At 68.6% G+C, this 11,901-nt stretch carries 11 protein-coding genes; 2 read left to right on the top strand and 9 right to left on the bottom strand.

Features of this window, described 5'->3' with window-relative positions:
- Positions 1–153: 153 nt before the first annotated feature.
- A complete protein-coding gene (locus tag INP57_RS29130; RefSeq protein WP_200073592.1) occupies positions 154–1,569 on the bottom strand; it encodes an L-fucose/L-arabinose isomerase family protein in 1,416 nt (471 codons plus the stop codon).
- Between the two features lie 189 nt (positions 1,570–1,758).
- Here INP57_RS29130 and INP57_RS29125 point away from each other — a divergent pair, with 189 nt between their 5' ends.
- Positions 1,759–2,757 carry a LacI family DNA-binding transcriptional regulator gene (locus tag INP57_RS29125; protein WP_200073591.1) on the top strand — a complete coding sequence of 333 codons (999 nt, stop codon included), beginning with the start codon at positions 1,759–1,761 and terminating at the stop codon, positions 2,755–2,757.
- Between the two features lie 120 nt (positions 2,758–2,877).
- Here INP57_RS29125 and INP57_RS29120 read toward each other — a convergent pair whose 3' ends face one another.
- The 8 genes from INP57_RS29120 to INP57_RS29085 form a co-directional block, all read right to left on the bottom strand.
- Positions 2,878–3,684, bottom strand: a complete 807-nt coding sequence (locus INP57_RS29120; protein ID WP_233628748.1) for an ESX secretion-associated protein EspG — start codon at positions 3,682–3,684, stop codon at positions 2,878–2,880.
- A gap of 11 nt (positions 3,685–3,695) precedes the next feature.
- Complete coding sequence (locus INP57_RS29115) at positions 3,696–4,979, bottom strand: hypothetical protein (RefSeq protein WP_200073589.1); 1,284 nt, start codon at positions 4,977–4,979, stop codon at positions 3,696–3,698.
- Positions 4,980–4,996: 17 nt separating this feature from the next.
- Entirely contained in the window at positions 4,997–5,593 is a 597-nt protein-coding gene (locus INP57_RS29110) for a DUF3558 domain-containing protein (protein WP_200073588.1), read from the bottom strand.
- A 3-nt stretch (positions 5,594–5,596) separates the two neighbouring features.
- Positions 5,597–5,923 carry a hypothetical protein gene (locus INP57_RS29105; RefSeq protein ID WP_200073587.1) on the bottom strand — a complete coding sequence of 109 codons (327 nt, stop codon included), beginning with the start codon at positions 5,921–5,923 and terminating at the stop codon, positions 5,597–5,599.
- A gap of 182 nt (positions 5,924–6,105) precedes the next feature.
- Positions 6,106–6,300, bottom strand: a complete 195-nt coding sequence (locus INP57_RS29100; protein WP_200073586.1) for a DUF397 domain-containing protein — start codon at positions 6,298–6,300, stop codon at positions 6,106–6,108.
- On the bottom strand, positions 6,300–7,142 hold the full coding sequence (locus INP57_RS29095) for a helix-turn-helix domain-containing protein (protein ID WP_200073585.1): 843 nt from the start codon (positions 7,140–7,142) through the stop codon (positions 6,300–6,302). The genes INP57_RS29100 and INP57_RS29095 overlap by 1 nt, the downstream gene beginning before the upstream one ends.
- Before the next feature lie 493 nt (positions 7,143–7,635).
- Positions 7,636–10,191 carry a DUF2961 domain-containing protein gene (locus INP57_RS29090; RefSeq protein WP_200073584.1) on the bottom strand — a complete coding sequence of 852 codons (2,556 nt, stop codon included), beginning with the start codon at positions 10,189–10,191 and terminating at the stop codon, positions 7,636–7,638.
- Positions 10,192–10,582: 391 nt separating this feature from the next.
- Positions 10,583–10,843 (bottom strand): hypothetical protein, encoded by a 261-nt coding sequence (locus tag INP57_RS29085; protein WP_200073583.1) that lies wholly within the window; start codon positions 10,841–10,843, stop codon positions 10,583–10,585.
- 237 nt (positions 10,844–11,080) lie between these two features.
- Here INP57_RS29085 and INP57_RS29080 point away from each other — a divergent pair.
- The coding region (locus INP57_RS29080) for a DUF6542 domain-containing protein (RefSeq protein WP_200073582.1) at positions 11,081–11,901 on the top strand (821 nt) is incomplete at its 3' end.

The raw sequence follows: 11,901 nt of genomic DNA, 5'->3' as shown, positions 1-11,901 counted from the left end.
ACCTCCATCGTTCGGTGCGTGATGTGGTGATCCACACCGAACCTGGGGGTCCTTCCTATTCCAAGATCATCCAACCGCATGTTCCAAATTCACAACCTCCCGAGGCACTACAGCTACCCGAACGCCTACGCAAAACAAGCGCAAAAACAGGCCCTAGCCGCGGGTCCACTCGTCGAGGCGCACCCCGAGCTGCTCGGCCACGGCCCGCATCTCGGCGCGGTAGTCGCCGGGCACCGCGTGGATGTGGTTGGCGCCGAAGTTGGACAGGAACACTTCGCCCGGGGTGTCCAGCCGCGCGAAGGCGTGCGGCCATTCCGGCGTGGACTGGTCGACGAGCTGCTGGTTGGTCGCCGCGTCGTAGTTCTCGAACTCGCCGAGCATCAGCTGCAGCCGGTACTCACCGGATTCGCGGGTGAGCCTGCCCAGCGTCATCTGCCCGGGCGCGGCGATGTGCTGCACGGACGCCCCACCGGCGGGGAAGAAGAACACCTCCGGGTAGAAGTTGACCTTCGAGAGGTTCTCCGCCGGGTCGTCGCTGCGCCCGGCGAACCAGGTGGCGTGCTGCCCGGAGTTGCACAGGTCCCAGATGTCCCGGTCGCCGTGGTAGTGCCGCACGTCGGCGAACAGCACCGGAGTCCGCGCGACCTGCTTGAACAGCTGCATCGTCAGCGCGCCGTCCATGTCGGCCTCAGTCGCGCACACGTGCGTGTCCTTCGGCCCGTTCCAGTCGTACGGGTCGTTGAGGAACGCTTCGGTGACGTCCATCGTCGCGAAGTTCTCGGTCAGCTCGGGCTGCGCCTTGATCCCGGAGAAGTCGAGGTTGCGCTCGGCGATGATGTCCCGCACCGCCTGGTAGGACCGGATCTGGCGCTCCAGCAGCTCGGGGGTGAGCTTCTTGCCGTCGTAGTGCACCCCCGCCGCGTACTGCTCGATCCACTCGCGGCCCTTGCGGGCTTCGTTGGCGTCGGCCTTGTCCGCGCGCAGCACGAGTTCGTACTGGTCGATCTCCTCGACGTCGATGCCGAACTGCCGCGCCCACTGGTCGGTGTTGGCGACAGCGGTGTTCATGCCCATCGGCCGCCCGCCGAACCGGCCGAACGTGGACCCGTGCAGCGATTTCACCGCGGCGGCCGCGGTGGCTTGGACCCCGATGGTCTCGGCGAGCGATGCGTCGTCCGGCGCGCCCCACGCGCGTGTGTGCTTGCGCCCGATCTGGTCCAGCGCGCCGCCTGCGGCCAGCATCCCCACCAGGCCGGGCTCGGTCGGGTCGGTGCTGGCGACCAGCACCAGCGGGCTCCGCGTCGCGTCCGCTGCCAGCATCGTGAAGTGCGGGAACGCCCAGACGGTGTAGTAGAAGACGGTGACGTCGACGTCGGCGGCGGCCACTTCCCGGGCCACCGAGCTCGCCTGCACGTTGGTGGCGACCAGCGAGCGCCCGGCGACGACCTCGTGCCCGGCGGACTGCAGGGAACGCACCAGTGCGTCCTGCTTGGTCTGGATGAACTCCGCGTTGCGCGCGTGCACGTGATCACGGCCGTCGGAAATGCCGACAACACCGATGCGGGCCACGGTCCCTCCCGAGATGTTCCGGCCAGGGCGGGCTGGGCATCGATCCGGACGCGACTACCCGGAGTTTCGTGCACCGTTGACCGACCGGGCTATGAGCAATCGTTTTCTCGGAAGTTATTCTGAGGTCAGCAGGGCTGTCAAGGAATCCACGCCGCGACCAGCGCGGCCAGGTTGAAAGCAGGAGGTCCGGTGGCGACGATCAGCGACGTGGCGGCGAGGGCCGGTGTCTCCACGGCCACGGTCTCCCGCGCGCTCAACGGCAAGAGCACGGTCGACCCGGAGCTCGCGGCGCGGGTGAGCGCGGCGGCCGACGAACTCGGATACCGCCCGAACGGCCCGGCCCGCAACCTGCGCAAGCAAGAGACCGCGGTGCTGGCACTGATCATCTCCGACGTGGAGAACCCGTTCTTCACCGCGATCTCGCGCGGCGTGGAGGACATCGCGCACGCGGCGGGCTACTCGGTGGTGCTGTGCAACTCCGACGACGATCCGGCCAAGGAGCGCGAATACATCAACGTGGCGTTGCAGGAGCGGGTCGCTGGCGTGCTGCTGTCCCCGACGGGGCGCGGCGACAGCGCGTCGCTGCTCAACAGCCATCAGACTCCGTCGGTGGCGCTGGACCGGCCACTGCCCGACGGGGGCGGCGACACGGTGCTCGTCGACTCCCGCAAAGCCGCGGAGAGCGCGACGCTGCACCTGGCCGGGCAGGGCTACAAGCGCCTCGGCTGCCTCACCGGGCCGTACGGGGTGCCCACTGCGGACGACCGGCTGTCGGGTTTCGAGGACGGCTTGCGGACGGCGCGGCTGACCGGTGGACCGGAGTGGGTGCGCCGCTCGGAGTTCCGCGCGCAGGGCGCCGCGCGCGCCGCCCGCGAGCTGCTGGTGCAGGACGAGCGCCCGGACGGGCTGCTGGTGGCGAACAACGCGATGGCGGTCGGGGTGCTGCGGACCCTCGCCGAGCTGGAGCTGCGGCCCGGCAAGGACGTCGGGGTGATCGCGTTCGACGACGCGCCGTGGACGACGCTGCTGGATCCGCCGCTGACGGTGGTCGCGCAGCCCGCTTACGACATGGGCGCCATCGGGGCGCAGCTGCTGCTCAGCCGCATCGGCGGCGACCACATCGAGGCGACGACCAAGACCCTGTCGGCTCGTCTGGTCACGCGCGGCAGCACGCAGCAGGAGCCATGAGGACCTGATCTCGCAGAACCCGGACCGCCCACGTCGAAAAGGCGCCGCAGGAGCACTACTGCACCGCCGGACGTGCGGCGCCGGGGCGACCGGCCCGATCACCCCCGCTACCGTGCCGCCTCAGCGCGGCGCCGCGGTGACGGTCTTGCTCAGCCCGTCGATGCTCGCCGAGAGTTTGCGCTGGTCGGCGGGTGCGACGGTGAACCATTCCTGACCGTCGCCGGACTCCTTCTTCTGCGTCAGGTAGCAGCCGTCGGCGGAAGTGAAGAACGACAGCGAATTCGGCGCGCGATGCGTGCGGCCCACGCGGTGGTCGTGCGCGCGGACCGTGAACACGCCGTCGAGCTCCCGCTCCGCGGTGAGCACTGTGGACAGCACGCGCGCGTCCGCGCTGCGGACGCCGGATGCGTTCAGCGCGGATAGCAAGCTCGCCGACGGGTTCGCGCGCATCCGCTTCGAGACGTTGTCCAGCAGGCGCGTCGGCACGCTGGCACTGCCGCTCTTGCCCGCGCTGGGCTTGCCGATCAGCTCGACCGCGTTGCCGGTCGGGCCGCCGAATTCGTGCAGGCTCAGCACGATGTCCCGCAGGTCGTCGTTGTCTTCCCCGTCTTCCTGGTAGGCGCGCACGGTCGCGCGGCCGTGTTCGACGTGCACGGCGTTGAACGATGTTCCCCGCGCGGCGCGCACCGCGAGTCCGACCGCGAACGGCGGCCGGGCCAGCAGGTTCCACGCCTGTTCCAGGAACGGGTGCAGCTCGTCGCGATCCAGGTAGCCGCGCTCGACGAGGTCTTGTCTGCCGAGTTCGGAAGCCCGGGAGCGATCCGCATCGCTGGGTTCGCCGGCCAGCCGCCCGACGCGCAGCAGCGGGTGCAGGTGGCTGTCGAACCGCTCGCACAAGTAGGCGGCGGCGAGCGGTCCGATCGACATCCGGCCGGTGCTCAATCCTGGTTCCCCCAGTCACCGAACACCGGCGGGGCGACTGCGCGCATGTCGTTGGTGAACACGTCTTCGTCCTCGACGAGCCAGGTGGGGCGGTCGTGCTGCTGCTCGTCGTCCTGCTGGCCGCGCTGAGCACCACCCATGCCGCCGGGCGCGCCCGCGCCACCGCGAGCACCGGCCGCTGCGCCCTGCGCACCCGCGCCGCCAGCGGCGGGCGAACCGCCGACGCCTCCGACACCGGAGCGTCCACCAGCGCCGACGCCACCACCGGCACCGCCGCCCGCACGAGCGCCCGCGCCGCCACCGGCACCACCACGAGCACCACCGGCACCTTGACCGCCGGGCCCACCGCCCGGAGCGGGAGCCCACCGGCCGTTGTAGGGGTTCTGCCGCTCCCACGCGCCGGTCTGCGGGTTCTGCCGATAAAGCGTCCCGTCCGGACCCCGCGTCACTCCCGGCGGCAGCGCGCCCGGAGCCCACGCCGAACCACTACCGGCGGGCGGAGCAGCAGCACCCGGCGCCGCACCACCCGGAAGCACGCCACCACCGGACGGCCCCGACGCCCACGACGACGAGTTCCCGGCCGGTTCCCCGCCGCCCATGGACGGACCGCTGCTCATCGAAGTCCCGGCCATCGCGTCGTTCGCACTCGGCATCCCGGACCCCGGCGCGGACTGCGGCGGCGGAGCGGGCTGCTCCATCGGCTTGAACTCGGGGGTTCCGGCGAGGTTGGACTGGGTGTCGTTCTGATACTGCGCCTTTACTGCCTCGGCCCGGTCGTTGGTGGTGTTGAAGTCCTCCATGCGCTCTTCGTAATCGCTGGCCCAGCCGAGGTACCAGGTCTTGTCCCAGCCGCCGTTCTCCACCCAGCCCTTTTCCGGCGGTTCGAGCTGGACTTCGCGGCCGTTCGGCAGCGTTTCGCCCTTGCCGGGAATCGCGTGGAAAGCCTCGCTTTGCAGGTTCGCCTGACGCTCGAGGGAACCTGCCACACCGGCCGCCACGCCCTCCGCGGACTGGATATGCGGAGTGATCTCGTTGATCGACGCCTGCGCAGCATCGGCGGCGCGCCCCTCGTGCGCAGCTTCAGCATCCTGCAGAGCGCGCTTGATCTGCTCGCCGAGATCTTTGAAGATCCCGCCCGCGTTCCGCCAAGCTGCCGCGCCTTGCGCGGTGGCCGCGGGCAAGCTGGTCGCGTCCTCGGCTCCGGCCATGTTCACCCGGAGCTGGCGCGCAGCGCCCTGCACGCACATCAGCGCGCCTGGATCACTCGTTATATCGCCCATGACTAGTTCCCCTCAGATCACTTCGCCGCCGGCCAAGTGGGCGCGGACATCTCGAAAGCCTTCTTCGCCATTTCGCACGGGTCCTTGGTCTGCCGCTCTGAGACCTGGACCTGCGCTACTGACCCGACAACTTCGTCGTCGTTCGCGGCCCAGAAATACGAGCAGGTGCCATCCTGTTTCGGAGCATCGGCCGATAGAACAGCGGGATGTCCGACCAATTGCACCTTCTCGAACGTACGAGCATTGTCCGGATTGCCGTAATACTGTTCGATTTTCCTACCACTGAACGCATCAAAGCTGAACGTGGTTCCACCATCGGGAGATTTCCAGCTACAGTGAGGCGGAACGCTAGGATCAAGCCGGTTCGACTTCTTTTCACCTTGCGGCACAAGCCCCATAGATTCAGCTGCCTGTGCGGGCAACAGATCACATACATCCATTGTAGACGGCGATTTCGGATAAGGAATGGATGAATCCGACGGAGCTGGAGCAGCCTGCCCGGAGCCGTTGGGATCCTGGGCGCCTACTGCACATCCAGCCAACGCAGCTCCAACGAAGCTAATCCCCACCAAAAAACCGCTAAGGCGCACGCCGCTCTGCCCGATGGAAAACAAGATTCACCTTTGCCTATCGATGCGCGAAGCGTCTACGGTCGCATTATCCTCAGCGCGACGATATTCGTCCAGAGATTGACGATACGCTTCGATCTTTTCATTGACTTTATCTCGTATAGCTTGAGCCGAAGAACGCATCGACGCAGCATCACCGTGAGCCCGATTGGCAAAAGCATCCCGCGCGCTGGCGGTGACTGAATCCTTAGCGGTAAGCTCACCCGGCTGCAGGTACTTGGCTTCATCCATCAGCTGGCTCGCGCTGTCGCGCGCCGCTTCCAGCTCCTTGATGGCGCCCTCTAACGCCTCCGGGTCGATCCGGAAACCGGTCATGCTTCCTCCCCTGGCATGTCCACGTCGGCAGAGCATAATGCCCGAGTCGAGCCGCGCGCGTGCGCGCACTTACTCACTCGTTGCCATGATCCACGTCACATTTCAGCCGTGCTCCGACCTTCGTGCTCACTCGGATAGAGCAACGATTCGAGTCACGGGCCCGCGACAGCACGCGGCGAGGATCAGCGATCGTGCCGACCGGCCTTCACGGCGTCCAGGAACGAGGCGAACGCGGCCGCGTCCAACCGCAGAACCGGCCCCGACTCCCCCAGCTTCGAGTCACGGACAGCAGGGCCATCAACACCGACAGCGAGCTCGACGCACTCGTTGAGGTTTCCGCTGTAGGTGCTCTTCCGCCAGGTGGGGTGCTGATCCATCAATCCTCCATCGCGCGCAACCAGTCCGCCGACTCGTTCGGAGTGAGCGCTGCCGCGGCGACATCCTCGAAAGTCAGCGTGAACGCATGAACGTCATTTGCATTCTCCACCCACGTACCGCCTCCCGGGTACTCCAGGTAGACGGCGTCCGGGTCGTCCTCGTCGCGGAAACCGAGGATGGTGACCGGTCCGGATGAGGTGCCGTAAGCACCCGCTTCCAGCGGGACCACTTGGATGGTGACGTTGTCCTGTTCGGACCTCGTGCGCAGGTGCCGCAGCTGTTCGCGCATCACGGACTGCCCGCCGACCTGCCTGCGAAGCACACCCTCGTCGATGAGCGCGTGCAGTTGCACCGGGTCAGGCGCGTACAAGCGCCTCTGCCTGGCCCGTCGTGATCGGACAGCGCGCCGCGAGTCCGTGTCAGTGCCGAAGTGCCGCGCCGCTGCATGGATCGCGGTGGCGTAGTCGACGGTCTGCAACAGTCCGGGAACCGCCAGGGGCGCCAGCGAACGCACGCTCACCGCCTCCGCTTCAGCCCGTACGAAAGCGCGGTACTTGGTCGGGTGCGCAGTGGATACCTGAATCCGGGTGCCATCAGCCCGCGCGTCGTCCCACATCGCTTGCGCTTCTCGACGTTGCTCGTCGGAAGCTCCGTAGAACGCCAACAGCGCGCCGAGTTCGGAGAAGTTGCAGAGGAAGTAGCCGTTCTCGATCTTCGAGATGCTGGTCTGCGATTTGCGCAGCAGCTCCGCGACTTGATCATGCGTGAGGTCCGCAGTTTCCCGCAGTGCCAGCAAGAACTGGCCGAGCCTGCGCTTGCGGCGGGTCTGCGTACTGGGCATCGGCGACTCCCTTCGGTCGCCAGGAACCTTATCCGCGAGCACCGACGAACATGATCACTCTTCCGGGTACTGTACGGGGCGCATAAAACCCCCTTAATCTTCACTACGGCGATCCCCTCCCATCGCCGTCGCCGGGCCGGTGGCCGAATTCCTCCTCCCCGACAAGGTCACCGGCTCGGCGTCCCCTCTGGTCCTCGGGGGTTGCATGGACGCAGCAATGGATCAGGCGCGGAGCTGGCGCGGGGTGTTCACCGGCGATCGGCTGCACCACGTCACAGCGGCGAACGCGCGGCGAGTCCCGGCGGGCAACGGTGTCCGATTAGGACTGGCCGAGTGCGGAGCCGTCTGCGTGCCACCCGTCCCGGAGCAGTGGCCGCTGCCGCCGTGCGCGCACTGCCATCCCGAAAGCCCTCGGCACTCCGAAAACTCCTGGCACGCATGAAAAAGTCGTGCCCGGCGGTCGGAACCACCGGGCACGACCGGAAAAGCGGGCTCAGTGCCCGAACACGGTGTACCGCGCCGCCGTCCACGCCGGAGCGCCGCCGACCGGCACCAGCTCGACCTGCACCGAATCCTTGCCCTGGGTCAGCGCGGGCGGCAGGTCGAACGAATCCTGCAACCAGCGACTCGTGCCGTTGCCCAACGGCTGCATCCAGGTCCCGGCGGGCTGACCGTCCACCCGGACCTCGACCTGCTGGTACGCCTGCGCCTGGTCGGCGAGCCTGGTCAGCCGCCCCCCGGAGTTGTCCGGGTTCAGCCCGACCTGGAACCGGATCGGGCCCGTCGCGGACGCGACCTGCCCGTTGTGCTGCTGGTCGTCCGCGTCGCCCTCGAAGGTCGAGGTCAGCGGGGCCGTCGTCTCACCTTCCGCGGTGTAGCCGTGCTGCTCGCGGCTGCGCGGATCGGCCAGGTCGATCTCGTCGACCTGCTGCTGCGAAGCCGGTTTTCCGCCGTACCAGTAGGCAGTGGAGCTGTAGTCGCCCGGCTCGTCGTTGTCCGGACCGTGCTCTATCCCGGCTACCAGGCCGTCGTTGAACGGCACCGCGTCCGGCACCTGCTGGCGGTACGCGCCGGTGCAGTCGTACTGGCAGCCGTCACCGTTGACCTCGTGCGACGGATTGCCCGCCAGCGGCATCGAGAACGTCGTGCCGTCCCGGAAGTACCAGCCCGACTCGTAGTAGTCCTCGCTGCCGGTGCCGTGCCAAGCCGGGCTCGGCGAGCCGTTCACGTAGAACCGCTCGTCGCCCTCCAAGTAGTTGCGCTGGTTGGCGGCCTCGTCCGCCTGCGACATCGACATCGGCTGCTGCGGGTGCCGGTTGGTCTGCGGCGGGATCAGGCCGCGCATCGAGTGCGTGACGCCGTAGAACGTTCCGGAACCCTGCGCCTGGACGAAGTTCCAGTCCTGGCCGGGCGTGGTGTTGCCGCGCTTGTGCGTGGCGTGGAAGTAGCCGGTGTTCTCGGTCGCCTCCGCCGGTGCGGTCGTCACCTCGGCGGTCATCCCGTCGATCGGCACGCCGCCGCCGTTGACGATCTCGACGGTGGCGCTGCGGTTGAACGGCATCGGCCACCAGGCCGTGTACCAGCCGCCGTCGCCCGGGTCGATCGAGCTCATCATGCTGCGCACGTCGAACTCGCCGAGACCGGAGCCGAAGAACTCGCCGATCGGTGCGTCCACAGTGGTCTGGCCGTCGAAGGTGATGCGCACCCGCGCGGTCTCCAGCAGGTGCTCCGAAGCGGTGACCTGCTCCGGCGGGAAGGCGTAGCGGCCGACCAGCTTCTCCCGCGCGAACACCGAGTTGTCGATGCGGTAGCCGTGCGCGGCCTCCTCGCCGGGATGCGCCGGGCCGACGTCGAGCACGTCGGTGCGGACCCACTCGCCATTGACCTTGCTCTGCACGTCGTAGCGGAACTCGTTGACGTCCTTCGAGGACGAGACGAAACGGTTCGCGACCTCCACAGTGGACTGACCTGCGGTGATCTCCGGTGGAACGTCGATGGCCTGCACGCCCCACCCGCCGGGTTCGGCAGCGCCGCTGCGCCACTCGCCGGCCGGAGCGCCGTTCACGCTCAGACCCGCCACCTGGTCGGCGACCTGCGGGTCGAAGCGGCGGACGATGCGCACACCCTCGTTGTCCGGATGCACCGCCGCGTCGAACCTGCTGCCGCCGCCGGCGCCGAACGCACGGCCGTCGTCGACGACCCGCGGGCTCGGCACCACCTGCGGAATCCGCAGCCGGAACTCGTTGACCTGCCCCGGACCTTCCAGCTGCGCGACCGGAGCGGCCGTGCCGGGCGCGACGGAGAAGTCCCGGCGCGTCGGCTGCGCACCTTCCGCGGGCCCCTTCGGGTCGGCGATGCCGAACCGGCGCAGCCGGTCGATCACGTCCTGCGCCGGATCGGCCGGGTCGAAGGTCTGCACGCCCTCCGCATCGGCGAAAGTGCGGTAATCGACGTGGTAGAAAGCCGGATTGTTCTGCACCGTGACCCGCATCGACTCGCGGTACGGCATCGGCACCTTGATCACCGCGCCGCCCGCGGAGTCCTCGGCGTTGCCCACCAGCGGCCAGACGAACGGGGCGCCGACCCGGCCGCTGACCACGTCGATCAGCGGCGCGTCCAGCACCGTCCGCCCGTCCAGCTCGATGGTGATGTTGCCGGTGCCGGTCACGTCACCCCACGGCTCGCGGGTGAACCACATCGACGAGATCTCGCCCGCACCGGCCCGCTCCGCGATCACGCAGCCGCGTTCGGAATTGCGCAGGCACGAGTAGGTCCCCTCGAAACCGTCGTCGTTGCTGCCGTCGCGGGCGAAGCTGGAGAACTGCCCGCTCTGCTCGCTACCGCGCAACTGCGTGAGCCCGCTCGGATCGCGGTAGGTGTCCCATCCGACGCTGCCCTTGTTCGCCGCCGGTGCTTGCTGGGCGTGCGCAGGGCCGGTGTCGGCCACCATCGCGGCGGCGGCCAGCGAGGCGGCGCCGAGGTAGGCGCTGAGCCGCACGGGCAGCCCGCGCTCGGTAGTGCCGGGCCTGGATCTGCTGCGAGAACTCATCAAAACTCGCCCTCCCCACATCGCTGCCCGCATTGGACAACGGTGTCCTGTCGTTCGACGCGCGGTTGGGATACGTATCTCCCCCGGAACAAGGGGCGCGAAGATCGCGCCCCGGTTCATCCGGCAGGGTAGGAAGGTGTTCCGTTCGTTCCAAGGCACATCGCGGACCCCCTGGAATCCGGGGGTTGAAATTCACTCAATGAGATGGTGCCGAGCGTAGCGGCTGGAAACTACCACCATCCAGGTGGATTTGCTTTCATTCGGGTCTCGGCCGAGAAACATTCCACGGAAAGTCGCACGTCAACGCGACGCGTGGCTCGCGCGGTAAACACGGTGCGCACTCAGCACCGATTCGGCCGGGAGCAGGCCCGCTCCGCGTTCTCCTTCGTGATCAATTCCGTTCGTTGCGATGGGGTGTGCAATCGACCGGCGGCTTCTCGGCGACCTCGGCCGCTTCCGCGCCATCGGTCGGATACGGGTCGGTGGCCTGGAACCTGCCGGATCGCCGGACGCGGATGCCGCCGGATTCGGTCGGCAGGCCGCCGATGCCGGCGAACGGCTGCCGCTCAGCGGCGGGCAGCTGATCAACCGGGTGGTCGCGCGCCGACGCAGCGGTGATCGCGATGAGCTCCACGAGTGGCGCTGTGCTCATGAAATCACCTCGCCCGACCACGGCACCCGAGGCAACCGGCCACGAGAAAACGATTGCTCGAAGTTAGGTTTTCCGGCCCGCCGTGTCAAGGTCCACAGCCCGCTCGGCCGAGGCCCGGCCGCCGTTCGGCCGCGCCATGATCACGATCCGGTCACCTCGGGGTAAAACCCGCAGCCATGCGGCCGACTAGCGGAGAGGCCGTTCCGCGGTCGCTCCGGGCAGTTACGGTTGGCACCTGTGACCGCCACACGCGAGCGCCAGAGCGCCCCCTCCCCCGACGACGGCGCCCCCCGATGGTCCGAACGGTCCGCGTTCGGCAACCGCAGAGGCGTCCCGCTATGGGGCGCGCTGTTGCTCGCACTCGGCCTGGCGGTGCTGGGCACGGCAGCCGACCTGCTGATCAACGCCAAGACCGCGACGCTGACCAACTCGGGGTTGGTGATCGGCTGCGTGCTGGCGGTCCTGCTGGTGCGGCGCGCGAGCGTGTTCGGGCCGATGGTGCAGCCGCCGCTGGTCACGCTGGTGGTGCCGGTGCTGGCGATGGCGTTCGGCGCCGGATCGGGCAGCAAGGGCATCTCGGGCCTCGCGCTGGAACTGGTCAACCCGCTGATCAACAGCTTCCCGATGATGGCGACCACCACCGGTGTGTGCGTGGCGATCGGGCTGGTGCGGATGTTCCTGCTGCAACGCGCGCGGGACGCCGAAAGCGGTGATCCGGAGGCGACCGCGCAGAAGAAGCCGGTCCGCGACCGGCAGCCGCGGAAGGACTCCGCGAAGCAGGAAGCTCGCAGCAAGGAAGGCGCGAAGCGGGACGAGCGCGGCCGTCCGCAGCGCCGCCCCGCCGAAGGGCAGGGCAACCGGCCGCGGCCGGACTCCGGTGCTGCCGCGCGCGGCCGTCCCGCTCCCGAGCAGGGCGGCAGGCCGCGACCGGCGCCCGGCGGTGCCCGCGGCGAAGGCAAACCGGATCGCGGTGAGCGCGCGCCGGGGCGCGGCTCCGGCGGGCGCGGCGGCGAGCGGGGCACGCCGCCCGGACGCGGACAGCCTCCGCGCGGGAGCGG

This window comes from Saccharopolyspora galaxeae (genome assembly GCF_016526145.1).
Classification (GTDB): domain Bacteria; phylum Actinomycetota; class Actinomycetes; order Mycobacteriales; family Pseudonocardiaceae; genus Saccharopolyspora_C; species Saccharopolyspora_C galaxeae.
This window is presented reverse-complemented; position numbering and strand designations above follow the sequence as displayed.

Coding starts and splice junctions, on each gene's coding strand:
- INP57_RS29090 (WP_200073584.1), bottom strand. CDS start 10,191: ATGAGTTCTCGCAGCAGATCCAGGCCCGGCACTACCGAGCGCGGGCTG.
- INP57_RS29100 (WP_200073586.1), bottom strand. CDS start 6,300: ATGGATCAGCACCCCACCTGGCGGAAGAGCACCTACAGCGGAAACCTC.
- INP57_RS29115 (WP_200073589.1), bottom strand. CDS start 4,979: ATGGGCGATATAACGAGTGATCCAGGCGCGCTGATGTGCGTGCAGGGC.
- INP57_RS29105 (WP_200073587.1), bottom strand. CDS start 5,923: ATGACCGGTTTCCGGATCGACCCGGAGGCGTTAGAGGGCGCCATCAAG.
- INP57_RS29095 (WP_200073585.1), bottom strand. CDS start 7,142: ATGCCCAGTACGCAGACCCGCCGCAAGCGCAGGCTCGGCCAGTTCTTG.
- INP57_RS29085 (WP_200073583.1), bottom strand. CDS start 10,843: ATGAGCACAGCGCCACTCGTGGAGCTCATCGCGATCACCGCTGCGTCG.
- INP57_RS29120 (WP_233628748.1), bottom strand. CDS start 3,684: ATGTCGATCGGACCGCTCGCCGCCGCCTACTTGTGCGAGCGGTTCGAC.